The sequence below is a fragment of the Paenibacillus sp. 01T442 genome (genome assembly GCF_056398345.1).
This window is the reverse complement of record NZ_JBFTPF010000015.1, coordinates 50,229-73,837: the sequence shown is the minus strand read 5'-3', so window position 1 is coordinate 73,837 and position 23,609 is coordinate 50,229. Positions and strand designations below refer to the sequence as shown.

At 44.6% G+C, this 23,609-nt stretch carries 15 protein-coding genes; 14 read left to right on the top strand and 1 reads right to left on the bottom strand.

Annotation, left to right across the window (positions count from 1 at the left end):
• Positions 1-123: 123 nt before the first annotated feature.
• Complete coding sequence (locus tag AC1DLM_RS15275) at positions 124-960, bottom strand: AraC family transcriptional regulator (protein WP_441987001.1); 837 nt, start codon at positions 958-960, stop codon at positions 124-126.
• A 130-nt stretch (positions 961-1,090) separates the two neighbouring features.
• Between AC1DLM_RS15275 and galA the strand changes: the two genes are divergently transcribed.
• From galA to AC1DLM_RS15205, 14 genes are all read left to right on the top strand, one after another.
• Entirely contained in the window at positions 1,091-3,463 is a 2,373-nt protein-coding gene (galA, locus tag AC1DLM_RS15270; RefSeq protein WP_477570437.1) for a beta-galactosidase GalA, read from the top strand.
• Between the two features lie 31 nt (positions 3,464-3,494).
• Positions 3,495-4,688, top strand: a complete 1,194-nt coding sequence (locus tag AC1DLM_RS15265; RefSeq protein ID WP_477570436.1) for an alpha/beta hydrolase family protein — start codon at positions 3,495-3,497, stop codon at positions 4,686-4,688.
• A 121-nt stretch (positions 4,689-4,809) separates the two neighbouring features.
• Entirely contained in the window at positions 4,810-6,372 is a 1,563-nt protein-coding gene (locus AC1DLM_RS15260; protein ID WP_477570435.1) for a type 2 periplasmic-binding domain-containing protein, read from the top strand.
• An 89-nt stretch (positions 6,373-6,461) separates the two neighbouring features.
• Positions 6,462-8,837, top strand: a complete 2,376-nt coding sequence (locus AC1DLM_RS15255; RefSeq protein ID WP_477570434.1) for a glycosyl hydrolase family 95 catalytic domain-containing protein — start codon at positions 6,462-6,464, stop codon at positions 8,835-8,837.
• A 3-nt stretch (positions 8,838-8,840) separates the two neighbouring features.
• Complete coding sequence (locus AC1DLM_RS15250; protein ID WP_441986996.1) at positions 8,841-9,857, top strand: response regulator transcription factor; 1,017 nt, start codon at positions 8,841-8,843, stop codon at positions 9,855-9,857.
• Positions 9,854-11,653: a sensor histidine kinase gene (locus AC1DLM_RS15245; RefSeq protein WP_477570433.1), complete on the top strand. Its 1,800-nt coding sequence runs from the start codon at positions 9,854-9,856 to the stop codon at positions 11,651-11,653. The genes AC1DLM_RS15250 and AC1DLM_RS15245 overlap by 4 nt, the downstream gene beginning before the upstream one ends.
• Before the next feature lie 14 nt (positions 11,654-11,667).
• Positions 11,668-12,624, top strand: coding sequence for an ABC transporter permease (locus tag AC1DLM_RS15240; RefSeq protein WP_477570432.1), 957 nt, complete (start codon positions 11,668-11,670; stop codon positions 12,622-12,624).
• 67 nt (positions 12,625-12,691) lie between these two features.
• Entirely contained in the window at positions 12,692-13,519 is an 828-nt protein-coding gene (locus AC1DLM_RS15235; RefSeq protein WP_477570465.1) for a carbohydrate ABC transporter permease, read from the top strand.
• Between the two features lie 175 nt (positions 13,520-13,694).
• A complete protein-coding gene (locus tag AC1DLM_RS15230; protein ID WP_477570431.1) occupies positions 13,695-14,720 on the top strand; it encodes a response regulator in 1,026 nt (341 codons plus the stop codon).
• Positions 14,720-16,549, top strand: a complete 1,830-nt coding sequence (locus AC1DLM_RS15225) for a cache domain-containing sensor histidine kinase (protein ID WP_477570430.1) — start codon at positions 14,720-14,722, stop codon at positions 16,547-16,549. Before AC1DLM_RS15230 ends, AC1DLM_RS15225 begins: the two co-directional genes overlap by 1 nt.
• A 173-nt stretch (positions 16,550-16,722) precedes the next feature.
• Positions 16,723-17,682: an ABC transporter permease gene (locus AC1DLM_RS15220; RefSeq protein WP_476739354.1), complete on the top strand. Its 960-nt coding sequence runs from the start codon at positions 16,723-16,725 to the stop codon at positions 17,680-17,682.
• An 18-nt stretch (positions 17,683-17,700) separates the two neighbouring features.
• On the top strand, positions 17,701-18,597 hold the full coding sequence (locus tag AC1DLM_RS15215) for a carbohydrate ABC transporter permease (RefSeq protein ID WP_171629583.1): 897 nt from the start codon (positions 17,701-17,703) through the stop codon (positions 18,595-18,597).
• 41 nt (positions 18,598-18,638) lie between these two features.
• A complete protein-coding gene (locus tag AC1DLM_RS15210) occupies positions 18,639-20,297 on the top strand; it encodes an ABC transporter substrate-binding protein (RefSeq protein ID WP_477570429.1) in 1,659 nt (552 codons plus the stop codon).
• Between the two features lie 213 nt (positions 20,298-20,510).
• Positions 20,511-23,435: a discoidin domain-containing protein gene (locus AC1DLM_RS15205; protein WP_477570428.1), complete on the top strand. Its 2,925-nt coding sequence runs from the start codon at positions 20,511-20,513 to the stop codon at positions 23,433-23,435.
• Positions 23,436-23,609 lie beyond the last annotated feature (174 nt).

Sequence of the window (23,609 nt, the reverse complement as noted above, 5' to 3'; positions counted from 1 at the left end):
CTATCTCAATAAAAAGCACGGATTTATGTTTAACAGTAATTTTTATTCTCGAGCTACAAATGCTCGAATAAACAGCAATAGGCTGAATCTCACGTAGATCTTCTACAGAGAGATTCAGCCTCTTCATGTTAGTTTGTACACGCTTCGGAAATGATTGGGCGTGATGCCTTCACTTCGTTTAAACAACTTAATAAAATAGCTCGGACTTTCAAAGCCAACTTTTGCCGAAATATGGTTTATTTCGAGATCAGGGGATAATTGAAGAAATTCTTTCGCTTTAAGAATCCGATACTGATTGATGTAGGCGAAAGGCCTTGTGCCTAACGTTTGCTGAAATAGAACACACGTATATTGCGGTGTAACACCCAGTTGATTGGCCAAGTCCTGAAGGGTTAGGGGCTGCTCAAAGTGCTGCTGGATGTAGTCGATAACCGGCTTTAGCTGCTCCAATTGCTCCTGATTCGAGCGAGTATCTGATGTGGATGTATATCGAAATAAATCCATAAGCAAGCCATACAACAGATGGGAACCATCATAGCTTGAGATTTGATTACGAATGCTGTAAAGATGATTAATTTCATTGATTCTGGCTTCGACCATGTCAGGCTTCGTCATAAAGAGAACCATAGAGCAGTTAAATTGCATGGATTGCAAAAGTGGCCCAGCGAAATGGCCATTAAATTCAACCCATTGTACCGTCCATGGTTCCTCTACGGGATAATATCGGTGAGGTACTTCCGGGTATAGTAACATGCCCTGTCCTTTGGAAAGTGTCATCGATTTCCCTTCGATTTCGAGAACTCCTTGCCCGTCAAAGCACTGAATCCATTGATATGCCTTGTAGCCATCCTTTCTCACTACGGTTGGTTGATTCACCCAGTAGCCCGTTGAGACCAGATAAAGAGGTAATTGAAAATCAATATCGGTTAGGACATGCCAGAAGAAATGTTTCATTGTCATCACGCTCATCCCTTTACATTAATATTGTTATATTAGCATAAATATTCTTTGATTGTTGAAGGTTTTGTTCAGGAATATAATTTCAATAAAGTTATATAGCATACATTTATTGTTAAAGGAGTGCATTGAAATGACGTATCAAAAAGTAAGATCGAAAGAGCATTTCGACAAGGATTGGTTTTTCCATAAAGGAGATATATCGATTCCATACGCCGTAAAAGCAGGGAAGACAGGTGGTATCACAGACATTGGGAGTCAAGAACTGGGAGAATGGTTAGAAATTGCTTTTGTAGATCAAACGACAGAAGATGCCCTTGTACCAAAGGATTGGCAACGGATCAGCATTCCTCACGATTGGGTTGTGGAGGAACAAGTGCGGAATGACCCGAACCTTGGAAGCCGACCTGGCAGTCATGGATATTTGCCTACAGGGATTGGCTTATATCGGAAAATGTTTGCGCTACCCGCTGAAGATTGTGGGAAAAAGATAAGCATACATTTCGATGGTGTCATGGGCGTCAGTACCGTATGGCTTAATGGACATCTGCTTGGAACACATGATAGTGGATATACGGAAGTCTATTATGATATTTCTGATCAAGCGCGCTACGGTGATGAAGGGAATAATGTCATCGTTGTGAGAGTCGATGCTACGCGATATGAAGGCTGGTGGTATGAGGGAGGCGGCATATATCGGCATACTTGGCTGCAGAAAACGGACCGTCTCCATGTCGCACATTGGGGAACTTATGTAACGACACCTCATGTGACGGAGCAGCGTGCTGAGGTAGTCATCCGCACAGTTATTCACAACGAGTATGAGAAGGATCGCGGATGTTGGCTCACTTCCACGATCGTGAATGAAGCCGGTGAGATGGTTGCTTTTACATCGGAAAGCGTAGAGGTAGCCTGGTTCGATCAGGTGGAAGTTGAGAACAGGGTAGATGTGGCACTCCCACAATGCTGGTCACCTGATCATCCAGTTCTTTATAAATTGATCACGGAAGTGAGTATTGGGAAGAAAGTCGTGGATACCTATGAAACCCATTTTGGGATACGTACGCTTGCTTTTACGAGAGAAGGATTTCTACTCAATGGAGAGTCTGTTCTACTCAAGGGTACTTGTAATCATCAAGATTTTGCAGGGGTTGGCGTTGCCTTACCAGATCGTGTTATCGCATATAAGCTTCAGTTATTGAAGGAAATGGGCTGCAATGCCTATCGAAGCGCACATCATCCGCCTACCCCGGAATTGCTTGCCATCTGTGATCGTATAGGCATGATGGTCATTGATGAGAATCGGAAGCTGGATAGTTCTCCTAGCGGGCTTGCCGATTTAGAAAGCTTGATCCGGAGGGATCGTAATCATCCTTCAATTATTGTTTGGTGCATGGAGAATGAAGAGATACTGGAAGGAAAGATAACAGGCTCGCGTATTCTTCGAACACTTGCCAATGTGACCCGCAAACTGGATCCTACTCGACCAACGCTTGCGGCTATGAATCATGGCTGGAATGGAGAGGGGTACAGCGATCAAGTTGACATTGTTGGCTACAATTACGGGCAAAGAAAGCAACAAGATTTGACCGATCATTTCAATTATCCGTCTAGAATCATACTTGGAAGTGAGAGCGCTAGCAGCACAACCACCCGCGGTATATATGCCATTGATACAGAACGAGGCTATTGTCCATCCTATGAAGGAATGTATATGCCTTCTTGGTCTTGTACCGTGGAAAAAGCGTGGAACGACGTAATTGAGAATCCATTTTTGACTGGCGTATTTCTTTGGACAGGTTTTGATTATCGTGGCGAGCCTACTCCTTACAGGTGGCCGTGCATTTCTTCTCATTTTGGCATCATGGACACATGCGGTTTCCCAAAAGATGTTTATTATTATCTCAAATCTGTATGGACGGAAGAGCCTATGGTTCATCTGTTGCCGCATTGGAATTGGGCTGGAAAAGAAGGCGAATTGGTGGACGTCTGGGTCTATTCCAATGGGGATGAGGTTGATCTGCAACTAAATGGACGTACGCTTGGCATCCAGCCTATGATTAAAGCTGGGCATTTAGAATGGAAAGTTCCTTATGAGCCTGGGGAACTTACAGCAATTTCCTATAAGGAAGGCGAACTTTTTGCTGAGAAAAAGGTGAAGACGACGGATTTCCCATACCGAGTACACATGGAGCCAGATCGCACCGACATACAGGCGGATGGAACGGATGTCTGTGTAGTTAAAGTTTCGATTCGTGACCAAGCGGATAACCTTGTACCGATCGCGGATAACGAAGTATACTTCACGGTAGAGGGCGCCGGGACCATTCTGGGGGTTGGCAACGGTAATCCAAGCAGCCATGAGCCTGATAAAACGAATCGTCGTCGGGCATTTAATGGCTATTGCCTGTTATTAATTCAGAGCGGAAATACCCCAGGGGAGATTGTGGTTTCAGGAACATCGATCGGTCTCCAATCTGCCGAAATTACGCTAGCGGCACGATAATCAATACGAAGCGAAGGAGAGAAGATATCAAGTGGAAAACGAACATCAAAACCGGGAAAACAATCATCCGCCTCTGCCATGGAACCTGGAATCACTGTATCAAGCGACACAAGCAGTATCCGTTCCTGAAATGGATGATGATCAAATCAAAGCCATTATGTACGAGGCATTGCCTTACCAAGGTAAGCAAACACGCGTATTTGCCTATTATGGGATACCTGATGCTGCATTAGGAGCCAAGGTCCCTGGCGTAGTTCTCGTTCATGGAGGCGGGGGGACCGCTTTCAGAGAATGGGTACAGCTGTGGAACGACCGCGGGTATGCAGCCATCGCCATGGATCTGGAAGGGCATATCGCTACGTCCAAGACTACGGAAGGTGTATGGCCAGAACACACATGGAGCGGACCCTCTCGCCAAGGTGAATTTGCAGATTATGCAAGCCCCGTGGAGGATCAGTGGATGTTCCACGCCGTTGCGAATGTCATTCTGGCGCATTCCTTTCTGCGTTCCTTTGAAAATGTGGCTAGCGATCAAATTGGTTTGCACGGGATTTCGTGGGGAGGGATCGTGGCCGGTATTGTCGCAGGCGTGGACGAACGGTTTTCTTATGCCATTCCAGTCTATGGCTGTGGCTATTTGTTCGAAGCAACCAATAAGTATGGACAAAGCTTTCAGCAAATGCCGCCTGAGTATGCTAATAAGATTAAGCAATTGTGGGATCCTTCGGCGTATTTCGATCGCATTACGATTCCCATGCTATGGGTGAATTGGAGTCATGATCCTCATTTTCCGCTTCACTTATTTAGTAAATCGTATCAAGCATCACGCAAGAGCAGCGTGGACTCAAGCCTTAGCATTCATTTCGGATTGAGACACTCGCATGCGGCGGGATGGAAAGCACCAGAGATTTATGCCTTTGCTGATCACATAACGAAGGGTGGTCACGCACTGCCACAGATTCTACGTGAAGAAGTGAACGTGGGGGAAGTAATCGTCGTATTTAGGTCAGAGCTTCCCATTGTGAAGGCAGAGCTGCGATATGCAACACAGATATCAGACTGGTTTGAGATTGAATGGCTTACGAAGGAAGCACACATCGAATGGGGTCCAAATGAAATTCGAGCACTACTTGAGGAAAATACGTCTGCATGTTTCATTCAAATCACGGATGAACGCGGTTATATCGTGAGTACACCTGTGCATGTCTTTGGGCACCAGGGTTAGTCACTTTTTATAAATAAACACAAGATCAGTGTAAAAAAATACATGCCCTTCGGTTATTTGGAAGATTAAGATAGGAATAACCAAGTGTAACTTGAGTTAATCTTGAAATAGAGGTGGGTATGTGAAACAAATATGGGGTAAGGTATGGCTCGGTGTTTTGGCGATCAGCGTAATTTCAGGATGCAGCAGTGAAGTTACACAGAAGAGCAGTGAAGAGAGTGCAAAGGTGAATGAAAAGCTAAAATTTTCAATGTCGATAACGACATCTGGGAATAAATATGCCGAGAAGTCAGCAGATGTCAATAAAGAAAAGTGGGTGATGAAGCTCGAGGAATTGACCAAAGCGGACTTAGACCTTCGGATGATCCCACTCAAAGATTTTGATTCCAAAATGTCCTTGATGTTTTCATCCAATGATATTCCTGATGTTGTGCAAAATGTTGGAGGCGCTACCACAAAAGGAATGGCTGGCTCGGTGGAAGCCGGTGTGTTCATGCCGCTTGATGATCTGCTCAAACAATATGCACCGAATATTATGAAAGCGGTACCGAAGGAAGCATGGCAAGAAACGAGCTTCAACGGAAAAATATACGGAATACCTTCTTGGTTATCCAATCCATCTAGGCGTGCAACATTCATTCGAGCTGATTTGCTTGCCCAGACAGGTCTGCCCGCACCCAAAACAGTTGATGATTTCTTGAACGTCATGCGTGCTTTTAAAAAGATAGGAGTTGAAAATCCCTATCAATTGCGTGAAAACTTCAAATATGCGGATACCATACTGGGAGCTTATGATGTCCTTCCCTCTCAATTCGAAGTACAGGGAGACCAAGTGGTTCCGAAATTTTTTGATGTAGATAATATGTCAAAAGCACTTCAAGCGTACAAAGCGATGTTCGATGAAGGTTTAATTCCGAAGGATTTTGCGTCCATTTCCTCTACGGACTACGGCAAAAACATTGACGCCGGCAAGGTCGGGATGTGGTCGGCCAACGCGGCGGGATTATCCAATTACCGCAACAAAGTCAAGACGGCAGTTCCGACTGCCCAAATTGACATTATTCCTTCTCCGCGTGGACCTGAGAATTGGGGAGGTCACATGCTGTATTCAAGTATTAACACATCTTACTACTTGAATAGTAAGCTATCGAAGGATAAAGCGATTAAAATCATTCAATTCTTTGAATGGATGACGACACCGGAAGCTGAGAAATATTTCTCTTTCGGCATTGAAGGCGAAACGTACACCATGGAGAATGGCAAAGTGAAATTTACGCCGCCAACCAAACCAGAAGAGATCGATGAGGACGGATTCCGGGGCATGTTCTGGTTCGTCCATGATGCGAAATACAACAAGGCAAGAGAAGAATTGACGCCGGAAGGTCGAGATATGATTCAGTATCTGGACACGGTTGTTTCCAAAGAAGGACTAGGATCGGTTCGTTTTGTACCAGGACTTGAATCTTTCTCCAGGTATCCGGATTTAGCGCCACTAGGCGATGATGTTGGTCCTAAACAGATCATTGACCATATGATCAAAATGATCTATGGCAAAGAGCCGATATCAGACTGGCCGAAAGTGATTGAGGAATACAAGAGCAAAGGCGGAAACGAGATTCTTAAAGAAGCAAACGACCGTTATAAAAAAGGCTCAGGTGTGATCGTTTCAAGTAATCGAAAATAGCTGCCAACGTGCATGATGGAAAGTATTTGTTTGGTTTTCCAAGCAAATACTTTTCCTTCTTTATGCACAATGACTAGGAGGATACATCAATGAACACGAGAAATCTCATCTCAATGAACTATCCAGCTTCTTGGTGGCGTTCTTTATGGCGGGAAGCATTGCCTTCTGGTAACGGTAGGATTGGAGCGGCTGTCTACGGTGGGGTTCACGAAGAGACGGTTCTTCTGAACCACGAAGACTTATGGTGGAACGGTGTTACGATGCCGCTGCCGGATGTGAGTGATCGATTGGGAGAGGTAAGAAGCTTGCTGAATGAAGGTCAGGCTCCGGAATCAGACAAAGTGCTTTCAGATGCGCTGAAAGATCAGGGTTACCAACCCAAACTGGCGTCCCCTCTGCCACTGGGGGATTTTAAGATATTCATGCCCCTTCGCCGAGCATTCCGCTCCTATAAAAGAACGCTTCAAATGGAGACCGGGGAGGTGTCGGTTAGCTGGACAGATGGGGATACCCGTTATGAGAGGAGGTTGTTTGTATCCCGAACTGCGGATGCCGTCGTCATCGATATTCGTAAATGGGGACCGCAATCGATTGAAGCGCAGTTACGCATGCAGCTTCATGATAAAAGAGATTTTCGCAAGTCAGGTATTGTGTTCCCCGAAGGCGAAGACATGCAATCTAAGGGTAATACCATTTATTATGCCGCACAACATCCGGACGGGAATGATTTCGGAGGCGTAGCCCGCGTCATCCATCAGGGAGGACATACAAGTTCAGGACAGGTTGGCTTAACCGTGAAGAATGCGGAGTCGGTCTTCGTCATCATTAAGTTATTTACTCGGGGAAATAGGGAAAATGAATGGCGCAGATTGGATGAAGAGCTGAACGAGCTTCCACTTTGCTATGATACCTTGCTTTCAGATCACGTGCTTGAACACGGCCGCTTATTTCAGGCGATGGCGTTTGACTTAGCAGCAGATGGGCGAGAGTTATCCAACGAAGAGTTGCTGATGCAAGCCTATCAAGGGGAAGCACCAGATGCTCTAGTTGAGAAAATGTGGGCATATGGTCGTTACTTGCTAATATCAAGTTCTCGTGCGGAGGGGCAGCCTTGCCATTTATACGGCTTATGGTTCGGCGATTATGACGCTGTTTGGGCATTTCACATGGTCAATGAAAACCTTCAGATGATGTATTGGCAGGCATTGTCGGGCAACATGACAGAGCTGTTGCTTGCCGTCTTTAACTATATGGAAAAGCTCATGGATGATTTCCGAGTCAATGCCAGACAGTTGTATGGCTGTCGCGGAATCTTTATCCCCGCTCCTAGCGTACCGGGCTCAGGGCTGTTAAAGCATACGTCCCCGCATATTATTCACTGGACAGGTGGAGCGGGATGGGTCAGTCAACATTATTATGATTACTACCTGCATACGGGAGATTTGGCATTTCTGCGAGAGCGGGCGCTGCCGTTCATGCGGGAGGCTGCTTTGTTCTATGAAGACTTTTTTACGATGGATGATGACGGATACTGGAAGAGTTCCCCTTCTAATTCACCGGAAAATACACCAGGAAATTATTGGAAGGGTCCTGGCAGCTCAATGGGAACCACGATGAACGCAACGATGGACTTTGCCATTGCCAAGGAGCTTCTGACACACCTCATCGAAGGGGCCGAGACAACTGGGATGTATCTGGAAGACATTTCGACATGGCGGCAAATGCTTGAACGAATCCCACCGTATCAACTAACGGAAGATGGCGCCGTTAGAGAATGGATGCATCCTTATTTTGAGGAAAACGATCATCACCGCCATGAATCGCATGTATACCCTGTATTTCCCGGAACTGAGGTAACGCGTGAGAGCGATCCTATTCTTTACAAAGCTTTCGTCACATCCATTGAGAAACGCTTAGGCTTAGGATTGAAAGAGCAATCAGGCTGGTCACTGGCGCATATGGCGAACAATTATGCGCGAATGGGTCAAGGTGATTCGGCACTCGAATGTCTGGAGACATTAGCCCGATCCTGTGTCATGAACAATCTAATTACCCTGCATAATGACTGGCGCGGTATGGGAATTGGTGTTGACATGGAGTGGGCTCCCGTGCAGATCGATGCCAACATGGGATGGACATCTGCCATCCAAGAGATGCTGCTCTTCTCAATTCCCGGTGAGCTGCATATTTTACCTGCGCTGCCTGCCCGTTGGAGAAAAGGAAAAGCGGGTCCACTGCTAGCGCGTGGCGGAGTCGAGTGCACGTTAGAGTGGGATGTGTCTGAATGTAGGCTCGACATCATGCTCCGCTCTACACAAGGCAGCAAACCAATAGATCTATTTTTGCCTGACTCAGCTGTTGGACTAAGAGGCAGCACTGACACATTTGAACTGAAGCTGTGGCAAGTTTCGATCTCGGAGGCTCCGCTTCATTTATCAGTCATACTTAGGCGTGTGGAGGATTGAAGGATGAAAGTACTGATTGTGGATGATGAACCGATAATTCGCAGCGGGATGATGAAGATGGCCCAACAATACACGCAACCATTTCAAACGATTGAGACGGCGAATAACGGACTCGAGGCAATCGATCGGTTTAGCCATTTTGAGCCGGACCTACTCATCACCGATATACGTATGCCCAAAATGGATGGATTAGAGCTCTGTCGCATCCTGCACAATAGTCATCCTAATTTGCTTAAGGTCGTGATTTCCGGCTATAACGATTTTGAGTATGCACAGAAATGCTTGTCTTACGGGGTAAAGCACTATTTGTTGAAACCTGTTACACCGCCTGATTTGCACGATATATTCGATCAGATTCTCAAGCTCCATGCGCAAAGTTGTATATCCATTTCAGGGTACGTAGAGTGGATTGAACGGATAAAAGGGAGTATCTGGTCGCTGCAGATGGATGAAATGACCAGACTCATGACGGAGTGGCGAGAACGTTGCAGCTTGTTAACTATCAATCAATTGAAATATCAATTAGATGATGTATTGCATCTATTGGACAACTATTTTCAAGAAAAGAAACAATTTAGCATGCCAGGTTTGCAAGATCCGCTAAAGGCTTCGACGCGAGAGGATCTGTATATCTTGTTTGAGTGTCGCATGAGAGCGTTGATGAAAGAACTACAATGTTCACGGCAGGGTAATTACAAGGATCCAATGGAAGAAGCGAAGCTCTACATCGATACGCGATTATCTGTTGAGATCACGCTAGCAGAGGTGGCGGATTTGATCGGGGTTTCTCCATCCTATTTCAGTACGTTATTTAGAAGGATGACGGGCGAAACGTTTGTCAGCTATCGGATGAATAAAAGGATGGAGAAAGCGAAGGACATGCTCGCCATTCCCCATATGCGAACGTTTGATATCGCCATTGAAGTAGGTTATGAAGACTACCCGCATTTTACCAAAACCTTTAAGAAAATTTATGGGGTGTCCCCGTCGGAATACCGTAATTCCATAGGAATTAAATGAAAAATTTCAATTTATATCAGAAGTTGTTTCTATCTTACCTCGTCGTCATTTTAATATCTTTAACTAGCGTAGGTTACTTCTCGTACAAAGCCTCTTCGCGTGAGTTGGAACAAATTGTTGAGAAGCAGTTGACTCAAGTCGTAGGTAATGCTGTGTATCACACTGACTATTATATTCGCGCATATGAGCGCTCCATGGTGTCTTTGCTCAGCAATAACGATGTTAAACGATTCATTGATCTGCCAGAAGGGGAAATCGGATATCCGTATTACGAACTTCGTAAACTTGTCAAAGAAGTAGGCATCGAACCTATTTTTATAAGAAATCCGGAAATTACTGATATCTTCTTAATGAATTTCAACGGTAACGCCATGTATGTTTACAATGGGATTAACGCGGGTTCGTTCACAAAGGAGCAAATACAACAGCAGCTAGACTTTTTCCAACATAATACGACGACGAATGGCAGCTTGGTTGTACTGAATCATAGTATTTTACCGGAGCAAGCCAATCAGACACTGACGCTCGTTCGCCGTATCCGCGGGCTTTCTTCTACAGAACTTAAGGGTATTCTCGCCATTGAGCTGAAAGCATCGGAGCTTTCTGAGTTATGGAAGGGCATCGATTTAGAGAGCGATGGTTATTTCTTTATCACCGACGGTAATGGGAACTATGTTTATCATCCAAATGCTGCGCAGATCGGCAAGGGGATGCCGGAAGCGATTCATCAACAGGTTATAGAAGCGGGTACTCACGCATTCACCTCTAAGATTGATGGGAAATCACGTATGTTCATGAGCCGTCGTTCCCAATATGGCAATTGGCGGCTTGTTGTCTCCATGTCCGTCGATGAATTGCATAGACCAACCGACACGATACGGACTACAACGATTATTGTCGGAGGGTTTACACTCATTCTCGCTTTATGGCTTGCCATCAGGTTTGGTAAGTCGATCACAGGCCCGATTCGCAAACTAAAAAGCGCGATGCGTGAAACGGAGAAAGGAAAGTGGGTCATTCTGCCGCTTCCCAATCACCGAGATGAAATTGTAGAGCTGATTAATCGCTATAATCTGATGGTTAGTCGACTCGCAGAGCTTGTTGATGAAGTATATCAAGCCGAGCTAAGGGATCAGGAAAATCGCATTGAGCGTCAGAAAGCTGAGTTTCAATCGCTGCAGCTTCAAATTAATCCCCACTTTTTGTATAACACGCTAGAAACGATCGTATGCTATGCGGTTATTAAGGATAGTAAGGAAATCTATGAGATCGTGAAGGCAATGGCGTATATGCTTCGCTATTCTGTACAGACTCATTTGGAAGAAATCACAGTAGCCAATGAACTTAAACATGTTCTGCACTACTTACTCGTGATGAAACACCGGATCGGACGAGAGTTTGATATGGAAGTGGACATCGATCCGACGTATTTGCTTCGTCATATGGTGCGGCTGACACTTCAGCCGTTAGTGGAGAATACGTTTCAGCATGCTTTTCCAGACGGTGTGGAGGACCACCATGCTATTCGTGTTCACGCGGGCGAAGATAATTCAATTTTTTGGATTAGTGTAGAAGATAACGGCGTAGGGATTGCAGAAGCAAGACTGCAAGAGCTGCGGGAGAAGCTTAGTGAGAACCGGCTTGCAGAAAGCGGCTCGACGAAAGGGATCGGCGGCATAGGTATCTTAAATGTGCATCGTCGGATTCAAATGGTGTTTGGTGAGCAGTATGGGTTGCAGATTGTAAGCGAGATAGGCCAAGGCACGAAGATCATTATGTTGATGCCAAAAAAATGAAGGGAGCTAATCGTATGGCTTCGAAAACGGACATCTCTGCAGAAAAACAGTTCCAGTTTGCGAATGCTCGATCTCAGTGGGCATTTATTCAGAAATATTGGCCCTTGTATATGCTTTCAATTCCTGGGCTCCTGTATTTTGCAGTGTTTAAGTATATCCCCTTATTCGGTTCCTCCATTGCGTTTCAAAATTATAATATATTCAAGGGGATATCGGGTAGTCCTTGGGTTGGTATGGTACATTTCAAACGTTTATTTACGTATCCGGAGTTTCTGATCATTTTGAAAAACACACTGTTAATCGGTATGTATGACCTTATATTTGCTTTCCCCGTACCTATTATTCTGGCCTTATTACTGAATGAAATTCGGTTCAACGGATATAAGAGATTGGTACAAACAATTATTTACATGCCGCACTTCCTGTCATGGGTCATTGTCGGCGGAATTATTATTGGATTGCTGTCCCCGACAACAGGCATTGTAAATCAAGTGTTAGGTTGGTTAGGTGTGGATTCTATTTATTTTATGGGCGAGAGCAGTTACATCCGATCTATTCTGATTGGATCTGGCATATGGAAAGACAGCGGCTGGGGTACCATTATATATCTTGCTGCAATTGCTGGCATTAACCCAGATTTGTATGAAGCAGCTGAGATCGATGGAGCGGGCAGGTTCCGTCAGGTGATGTCGATAACTTTACCATCTATTTTCCCGACGATTACGATATTGCTACTGCTGCAAATCGGGCATTTTATGGACTTCGGTTTTGAACGTGTGTATTTATTCCTGAATCCTCTGAACAGCGAAAATGGAGAAATTCTGGATACCTATGTGTATCGAGCAGGGTTGGTTGATCGTCAATATAGCTTCACCACTGCAATTGGACTATTTAAATCATTTGTTGGTTTGGCATTAATTATTGTTGGCAATACGCTGAGTAAAAGAACAACAGGAGAGAGTCTATACTAACGCTAGTCAAAAGGAGGTAACCGATGTGATTTCTACAACCAGCCAGCGAGCATTTCAGGTATGTAACATGATTTTGCTGTTAATGATCGGACTTACCATGCTTCTTCCACTTCTGCATGTGATTGCTCAATCCTTCAGCGACGCTGTCGCAATCAATAGTAGAAAGGTCAGCCTATGGCCGGTAGGATTCACGCTTGAGAACTATCATATGATTCTGAAGGATTCCACCATCTGGATGGCATTTCGCAATAGTGTAACGATTACCGTTCTCGGAACGTTCATTAATCTAACGGCAACAGCAAGTTTAGCGTATCCGCTATCTCGTTCAGAATACGTATTTCGGAAACCTGCATTGGTTTTTGTGTTGATAACGATGATTTTCCATGCACCATTGATTCCGAACTATTTGCTTTTGAAAAATCTGCATATGCTTAATACACTTTGGGTATTAATGATTCCATCCGCGATTAGCGCTTTTAACCTGTTCGTTATGCGTTCTTTTTTTATCCATCTTCCCATTGAGCTGTTGGATTCAGCCCGTATTGATGGCTGTGGTGAGCTTCGCATGATCTGGAAAGTGGTGCTGCCACTGTCGAAACCGGTCATGGCAACAATGGGGATTATGTATGCGGTATCGAATTGGAATATGTATTCACAAGCCCTCTATTATATTGACAAGCGCTCGCTGATTACGCTGCAAGTGCGGTTACGCGAAATTGTTATTACGGATAATATGGGATCATCGGATACAACCTCAGACTTGATGCTCTTGGTCTCACCCGAGGGGCTGAAAATGGCCGTTATCGTCGTTGCTACAATACCGATCATGTTGGTATATCCGTTCTTGCAAAAGCATTTTATGAAGGGCATGATGGTTGGGTCCATTAAATCGTAGGTGGAGTTGAGGAAGGCATATAGTAAAAAAACAAATAGGATCGTAAAATAACATAATACATGAGTAGGACTATGAGGCGTATAGTGTAGAAAAAAGTTACTCTTATGAATTAGCACTGTGGTAAAATGTTCACAAGGATTTTTTTAACCCAGCTCAAAAAGGGAGTGCTTGCGAAATGAAACATATCCTCATTGTAGATGACGAACCGATGGTTCGGATGGGGCTGGCCCAGCTTGTCAGGCAGTGCAGCCCTTTATTTCGCACGGTCGTCGCAGCGAATGGGGTAGAGGCTCTCGAGCAAATCAACAAGCAACGTCCGGATATGATGCTAACGGATATACGGATGCCAAAGATGGACGGATTGGAATTGTGTAAAGCCATTCAAGAGTTGCATGTGAATTTCCCTGTTGTTGTCATTTCTGGTTATGATGATTTCTCTTACGCTCAGAAATGCCTTACTTTCGGCGTCAAAGAATATTTATTGAAACCGCTTACGGAACATGAATTGTATCCCGTGCTTAATAAATTGCTTGTACAGCAAGATCAGGCGACGCCCATCTCCTTCTTTCAAATAGAGGAGTGGCTGGAACGCGTTGAAGCAACGATTTGGTATGCGGATTTGGCTGCACTCCATGCCCTTATAGATGAGTGGTCACAAAGCGACATGATGAAAGGGATTCAAGTTCAGCAGTTGGATCAGATGATGGCAGATGGGTTGAAGATTGTAGTCAAAAAACTGAACTCTCGTGGCTTGGTGACTTTTACCACGCAGGCTTCGCCAGTACAATTGAATAGCTTGACCGAAGCTATGGACTATTTACGGTCAGAATTCGTCCACCTGTATCATCAATTGTTTCAATGGCGGGGTGGGAATCAGAAGAGCTTATTTGAAGAAGCGAAGTCCTACATTGACAATAACATTTCGGAAGAGCTGAGCCTCGAAGAAGTGGCAGAGAAAATGGGACTTGCACCCACATACTTTAGTTATATTTTCAAAAAAATGACGAATGAAACGTTTGTTCAATACCGTATGAAGAAACGGATCGAAATGGCTAAGAAACTTCTCGAGATGCCACATTATAAGGTTGTTGATGTCGGTGTGACGATTGGTTATCAGAACTACCCTTATTTCACTAAAATTTTCAAGAAGATGACAGGCTGCTCGCCGACGGAATACCGTAGTATGCTGGGGATCAAATAATGAGATCTAGCTTGGCATTGCGTATGTTCGTATATTTCGTGATCGTCATAGTGATATCTTCCTCTATCGTCGGCCTAGTTCTGTATGTTCAATCCACCAAGGAAGTGGATAAGCAAACTAATGAGCTCTTAACTCAAATCGTCGATAATGCGATGAATCATACGGATATGTATTTGAAGAAATACGATCGTGCTACCGTTTCGATGATTACATCAACGAATGTGAAAGAGTTTTTGAATCTAGATGGTAACAATTTCATTCCTTATTTCCTATCCATCAGACCGATGAAAGAGAAGGTCCTTCAGCCTCTTTTTATTAATAATCCGGAAATTAGTATGGTGTATTTGCTCGGATATAACGGGCTTAGCATCTATGATCATAATTCGGATACATCAGATTTCAGCAACTCGATCCTGTTGGATAAGCTGGACTCCTTGAAGGAAATTACAGATAAAGACGGCAAATTAACGATTATGGATTGGAGTTTTCTGGACGGGAAGCTAGCACTAACACGCAAAATCTCAGATCGCCAGACATCGAAAATCTTCAAAGGGATACTTGGCATTGAGCTTAATATCGAAGAGCTGACATCTTTGTGGAAGGGCATCCGTCTGGGGGAAACAGGGTATTTCTATATTGTGAATGACACGGGGAAAATCATCTATCACCCGATGTCCAGCATGATAGGCAAGCAGTTGGATGCCAGACTGTTTACCAAACTGCGTGAAAATCAAAATCAGATTTTCGATTATAAAGATGATGTTGAACGTGTCCATTTTAACCGAAGATCAGACTATACGGGCTTGACGTTGGTTGCCTCCATGCCGCTTGATGAGCTTAGAGCGCCTGCGTTAAATATTCGTAAAACAACGGTATACACCTGTGCGATTGCGCTAGTAATTGCGTTGATTCTTGCCTACCGATTCGGGCAATCCATCATTCGGCCCATCAAAATGCTGGAAAACGGCATGCGCAAAACGGAAAAAGGAAACTGGACACATGTCGCCATCAGCGGCAGAACGGACGAAATGGACCGACTTACGGTCAGCTACAATATGATGGTCTCACGACTGCAAGAGCTTATGGAGCAAGTGTATGCCGAGGAGTTGAAGAATAAGGAATACTTGCTGAAAAGGCAGTCTGCTGAATTCCAAGCATTGCAATTACAAATTAATCCTCACTTTCTCTACAATACGCTGGAGACGATCGTTTGTTACGCTGTCGTTCAGGATTCGCAGGAAATCAAAGAGATCGTTAGATCTCTATCGTATATGCTTCGTTATTCGGTACGTGCCGACTTGGAGGAAATAACAGTTGCCAATGAATTGAAGCATGTGCTTCATTTTATGAATATTATGAATTACCGCTTAGGTCACGAGTTTGAAATCGAAGTTACAGTCCCGCCGGACCTTTTATTGAAAAAAATGGTGCGCCTCACCTTGCAGCCGTTAATCGAGAATGTGTTTAAGCATGCATTTCCTGATGGCATCGAGAGCCACCATCGGATCCGTATTGATGCCTGTATGGATGGGGATGATTTCATCGTAACCGTTACGGATAATGGCGTGGGTATTACGCCAGAAAGACTGGAGGAACTGCAGGCTAAGCTAACCGCACAGCATGTGAGCACTTCCCAGTTGCCCGTTCGTATAGAGCGCGAGGGTGGGATCGGGTTAGCCAATGTGCACAGCCGGATTCAAATTGTTTTTGGTGAGCAATACGGGTTATGCATTGACAACAATGAGACTGAGGCAGGGGCCAAGTTAACGTTGCGCATGCCGAGTCAGCGAGATGAGCGGAATTATACCTCAGCTGCAATAGCCATATAGCCAACTAGGATGAAGTTCCTTCAATAGGAGGTACGCCATCCTTTTTTTGTGTGTAAAAGATAACTGGAAAACCATAAATTAGTTACCTAGGTGCTTAAAAAACTAGTATGTTCGCCTTCTCTTGAAAACGTATCATAAAGATAACAAAAGAGAGGAGGAGACTTGGCGTGGAAATCGTCCGTAAAGTGACTAGCTCACAAGGCAAAGTAAAAATCAAATTCGGAAGTAAGTTATTCACGAATATCAGAAAAGTTCCTCAATTGTATGTATTATCCATACTGCCTATCCTGTACATTCTTATCTTTAAATACATACCGATGTACGGTGCAGTCATTGCCTTTCAAGATTATGTGCCTCATAAAGGTTTTTTTGGGAGTGACTGGGTTGGGTTAAAGCATTTTAAAAACTTTTTTAACTCCTATGAATTCTGGAAGGTAATCAAAAATACGCTTGGCTTAAGCTTTTACAGCTTGCTTGCAGGGTTTCCGTTCCCGATCCTGCTGGCGCTTTGCTTAAACTACGTAAATCGTTCTTTCGTCAAGAAATCGGTGCAGTTGATTACCTACGCCCCGCATTTCATTTCGATGGTCGTGATGATGGGGATCATTATCCAACTGTTGGATCCCAAAACTGGTATCGTCAACATGATTATTGCGCAATTGGGTTTTGAGAAAATCGATTTCTTCGGAAATCCGGACAACTTTAAGTCGCTGTATGTCTGGTCAGGTATTTGGCAAAATGTAGGCTTTGGCTGTATCATTTATTTAGCCGCTTTGGCTGCCATCGACCCTTCTCTGCATGAGGCCGCTGTCATGGACGGTGCGAGTAAAGTGCAACGCATGAGACATGTGGATATTCCCGGGATTTTGCCGGTTGCTGTTATATTGTTGATTCTTAGCGTTGGGAATTTAATGGATGTTGGTTTTGAAAAAGTGCTGTTGATGCAAAATCCACTGAATCTCAGTTCATCTGAGGTTATTGATACCTACGTGTACAAGGTGGGTCTGCTCTCAACGGGAATTAAATATTCCTACGCTTCCGCGATTGGATTGTTCACTTCTGTCATCAATCTTATTTTATTGTACACAGTTAACAAAGCAGCCAAAAAATTAGGGCAAACCAGCCTGTGGTAGAGAGGTGCAAAGAAAAGAATGAAGTCGACCCGAATTCAAGAATCCAGAGGCGATCAACTATTTAATATCGTGAACTACACGGTGCTTTGCCTCTTTACACTGTCTGTCTTATACCCCCTCATTTATGTGTTAAGCGCTTCCTTCAGTTCATCAACGGCCGTCATCTCTGGTAGGGTATGGTTGTGGCCTGTCGATATCACTTTGCAGGGATACGAAGCCGTATTCAAGAACAATCGCGTTTGGGTGGGGTTTGCCAATTCATTGTTCTATGCGGTTGTAGGAACCATCATCAATGTCATGATGACTCTGATTGCGGCTTACCCTCTGTCACGTAAAGACTTCTATATTCGCAATGGGATAATGGCGCTCTTTGTATTTACCATGATGTTTGGTGGTGGGTTAATACCTAACTATCTCTTGATTAAGGAACTTGGTTTACTCGACACCCGCTGGGCGTTGATTATCCCAGGTGTCATGAGCGTCATGAGTGTCATTATCGCAAGGACATATTTCCAAACGACGATTCCTGATGAAATTCTAGAAGCCGCACATCTGGATGGGTGCAGTGATTATAAATTTCTAGTGAAAATCGTGGCACCATTATCAGGACCTATCATTGCGGTGCTCTCGTTATTTTACGCAGTAGGACATTGGAATACCTATTTTGCCGCTCTTCTTTATTTGAAATCACCGGATCTGTTCCCCCTTCAAATCATTCTGCGTGAAGTGCTAGTGAAGAACACCTTTGATGAAGAAATCATCACGGATGTCGTAGGTGCAGCACAACGAGAAGGAATGAGAGAACTTCTCAAGTATTCATTAATTGTTATTTCGACAATTCCGGTTTTAGTTGTTTATCCTTTTATTCAACGTCATTTCGTCAAAGGCATGATGATCGGTTCACTAAAAGGGTAAACTTATATACATTTTAGAGATAAATAAGGGAGGATTTTCACATGCAAAGAATGAAGTTGTGGGGCCCAGCGATCAGCCTAATCTTAAGTGCAACAGTGGTGCTAAGCGGTTGTAGTAAAACATCGGGTACGAGCTCTGAGGCTACGAAACAACCTGATTCAACAGCATCAGCACAGAACGAAGTCGTAAATCCACCTGGTGTGCTTCCGATTACCAAGGAGAAAACGACGCTTAAGGTATTGTCTCGAACGAATCCAGCTGTTGAAAATTTTGAGACAAACGAGTTTACCAAATGGCTGGAAGAAAAAACGAATATTCATCTCGAATGGGAAGTGGCAAGCGATCCAAAGCAAAAACTTAATATCTCATTGGCTAGCGGTGACTATCCGGATGTGTATCTAGGTTTCAACATCGATCAAATTCAATTGACCTTATATGGTAAAGACGGAGTGTTCATCCCACTCAACAAGCTCATAGACAAATATGGCGTTGAATCCAAGAAAATGTTTACTTCACTCCCGTATACGAAAGAACTTTCTACTTCACCAGATGGCAATATTTATGGTCTACCGTCAGTTAATGAGTGCTTTCACTGTACGCAGCCTACCAAACTTTGGATTAATCAGAAGTGGCTTGATGCTGTTGGGATGAAGATGCCAACAACGACAGATGAGTTTTATCAGGTATTGAAAGCGTTTAAGGAGAAAGACCCGAACGGAAATAAAAAAGCGGACGAAATCCCGTTTATCGGTGCCAACATTGCCAACTCTTACATTGATACTTTTCTCTTGCAAGCATTTATTGACAGTGACCGCAATATGCAGTTCATGAAAGACGGCAAAATTAACGCAGCCTTTACGCAACCGGAATATAAGGAAGGGCTTAAGTATATTAACAAGTTGTTCAAAGAAGGTTTGCTTGATCCGCAATCATTAACTCAAGATCGGAATCAATTAAGGAAATTGGGTGAAAATCCGGATAATGTTATTTTGGGCGTAGTTGCGGCTCAACATCCGACAATTTTCAATACACTGGAGGGGACGCGGTGGTTGGATTACGTTGCAGTGCCGCCTTTAAAAGGACCTAATGGCGTTCAAGTATCCAAATACATTCCACAAAGTATCACATCTGGATCATTTGTGATTACGAATAAAGCCAAAAACCCGGAAATTGCAATGCGTCTAGCTGATTTCCTATACTCTGAGGAAGCCACCAATCGCGCCATACTAGGCAGACCGGACATGGAATGGAAAGTAGCTGCTCCTAATGAGATCGGTATCAATGGCAAGCCTGCCAAATATACATTAATCGGTAATACTTCTCCTGGAGCAAAGAATGCTACTTGGGGACAAGTTGGTCCTTCCTTACGTACGAATGAGTGGCGTTTAGCGCAGACGGCTGATCCGAAAAATCCACTGGAAGACATCCTGTATAAAGAAACGTTAACGAAATATGAGCCGTACAAACCAGACCCTAAAAAGATGATCCCGGCTTTAAGCTTCACAAACGAGCAGACCGATGAAATCGCCAATATTAGCAAAACGATTGATGATTATCGGAAGGAGTCAACCGCGAGAATGATTATCGGGGACTTGGACATTGATAAAAAGTGGGATGAATATTTGAAGAATTTGGATAATATGAAACTGCCGAGGTACTTGCAAATTTACCAACAAGCATTCGATGCAAAGAAAAAATAAGGGGAAGTACTTTAACGACTGAACTATGCTCCGCCTGCCTTGGGTAGGTGGGGCTCAATCATCTTTCTGGAAATGAAAACGCTTTAATGAGGGAGGTGAAGGAATAAGGAGGTGCGAGATCTCCAATCAAAGAAGTTTCATTGCATGCAATGAATTCGAGCTAGATGACAGCAAATACTCCAACCGATGGGGATGTGTAAAGAGGGTTCTATAATGTCATTGTTAACCAGTTCTCACCTCAAAAGGAAGCATCGTGTTTTTACTTTCTCCAAGAAACAACTTATCTTATTTGGAGTAATTATCGCTTTTGTCATTGGATTGTTCCAGGGAAATCAAGCCTTAGCTGCTGGTCCAATGGTGGTTGACAGTTTCGATGGACCCATCACACAGAACGAAATAAACTCCTTCAAATCCTATATTCAGACAGTGGAGCCTGTTGTCTGGCCCAATACCGGCTCCATGCAAAGTGAATATGCGCAGGGCAAAAGTGGTGAGAACATCAAAGCGATGGGTCTCATGTATGAGTTAACGAATGATACGGAAATCCTCGACCGTATGATCTATTTCTGCGACGTGCTCCTTTCCCAGCGTAACGATATCCTTCCTGCTCCTTATGGGCAACGCACCGTGTGGACCAACACGATTGCGCCAGTATGGCCGGGGAATAATACCGGTACAGCTTCTGCAGATTCAGCCAATGGAGACTCGATTGGTCATCTTGCCTATTGCGGCAGACTGATCCTCCAGACCCCGGCAATTTCAAACACGACGGTGCCCATCGGCGATGCTTATGGACACGGAGCGACCTATTTACAACGTGCAAATACGTTTATTACAGAGGCTGATTATGTGGTTAGCCAATTCCTCTTTCCGAAACTGCTAGATCTTTCGAGAGGGAATAAACTGTATTTCCAAACGCAATCGCCTTACATGCCCGGAGGCGTATTCCCGTGGAACCAGCAGATGATGATCACTTACGGTTTGCAGAATCTGGCTGCTGCTCATGCGATCAAAGGCGATAATCCTTCTCTGGTTTCGCAATACGACGGGATTGTTCAGACGAATCTCAATTGGTTTTTCAGCGACAATTCAGCCAAACAAACCTATACAGACAGTAAAGGAAATACCGCATATAACTGGGGCTATAATCCGACCTTACTGGGAGGCGAGGATTCTAATCACGGCGCTCTAGACGTATCGGGCTTTTATCGAGCGTTTCTGATCGGTCGTTATGGCATAACAGCGTCAATGATGACGCCATTTGCCAATATGTATGCCGACGTGATGATGAGGGGACCAGGGGATTACGCGGGTCGAGTTGACGGTACAGATGGAACGGGGCATGGTGCGCCGACCACGTATCCTCGAAGCGGCAATCTCCAATTAGCAGCGCTCCGCCCGGATGTTTATTACACATTGGCCAATGCGACGATGCCTAATATGACGAGTACAACGATGGCTTCATTCGCTCGCCTTATGTATGTGAAAAACCAAAGATACACAGGCAGTGATACGCAAGCACCGACTACACCGACTAATTTGACCGCAAGCGCAGCATCAAGCAGTCAAGTGAATTTGAGCTGGACGGCTTCTACAGATAATGTGACCGTTACTTGGTATAACGTCTACCGTGGCGCCACACTCGTCGGCACTTCGACAACGACATCGTACAGCGACACGGGACTCAGTGCTTCGACCGCATACAGCTATACGGTAAAAGCGAAGGATGCGGCAGCTAATGTATCAGCAGCAAGCAACACTGCTAGTGCAACCACATTGGTATCATCAGGGAATCTCGCATTGGGCAAAACCTACAGTGCCTCCACTACATGGAGCACATCCTACTTGGGGGATAAAGCTTTTGACGGAGATGCTGCGACTCGCTGGTCAGCATCGAGCGGTTCCTTTAACAATCAATGGATAAGCGTCGATTTCGGTACGCCAACTGCTTACAATCAGGTAGTGATCAAAGAAATTTCGTTCCCAAGGGTGACGGCTTACAAGCTCCAGTCCTCGACCGACGGTACCACGTACACAGATATCTCGGGCACGACAGGAACTACGATTGGGGCAAATAAATCGATTAGCTTCTCGAATGTGAGCTCCAGGTATTTAAGACTGTATATCACGTCAGCCAGCAACATACCCAATATCGAAGAGATGGAAGTTTACGGCACAAGCGGAACGGATACTACCGCACCTTCGGCACCATCCAATTTGACAGCAAATGCAGCATCCAGCAGTCAAATTAATTTGAGTTGGTCAGCTTCGACAGACAATGTGGGGGTAACGGGCTATAATATCTATCGCGGTGCCACTTTGGTCGGAACTTCGACGACAACCTCTTACAATGATACAGGACTTACTGCTTCAACTGCCTACAGCTATACGGTAAAAGCGAAGGATGCGGCAACTAATCTTTCGGCTGCAAGCAATACAGCTAGTGCAACGACGCAAGCGCCTTCAGATACACAAGCGCCAACCACACCGACGGGCTTGACTGCAACGGCAGCATCCAACAGTCAAATTAATTTGAGCTGGACTGCTTCGACAGATAATGTGGGCGTAACGGAATACAATGTATACCGGGATGGCACATTAGTTGGGTCTTCAACATCGCCATCCTACAGCGATACGGGGCTTAGTGCTTCGACCGCATACAGCTACACGGTAAGAGCAGAGGATGCTGCAGCAAACTTGTCCGCAGCAAGCAACACAGCGAACGCAACGACGCAATCGGGCGGGGGCAATCTCGCGTTGGGCAAAACGTACAACGCATCTACGACATGGAGTGCAACTTATCCTGCGGCGAATGCGTTTGATGGCAGCTCAGCGACTCGTTGGTCAGCATCGAGCGGTTCACTGAATAACCAATGGCTAAGCGTTGATTTGGGTGCCGCCACTTCGTTCAATCAAGTCGTTATCAAAGAAATTACCTACCAGAGGGTGACATCATTCAAACTTCAGTCCTCGAGTGACGGCACAACCTATACAGATATTGCAGGTGCATCAGGCACTACGATCGGCGCAAACAAGACGATAACCTTCACTAGTGTGAACGCCAGATATTTACGTTTATATGTGACCACAGCAAGTGCCGTACCAACGATCAACGAGATGGAAGTGTATAATCAATAAATTGATGTGAGGAGTTATCCTAAAATTAACTAGTATTGACAGGCATTGAGAAGGAGATTAGCGGCATGCTTGCGCTAATCTTCTTTTTTTGTCACGTTCAACGATATAAGGCTACAATCATAATTTTGATAAATAAGAGCTTAAAAAAATAGTATGCTTGAAGGCGTAATAAAA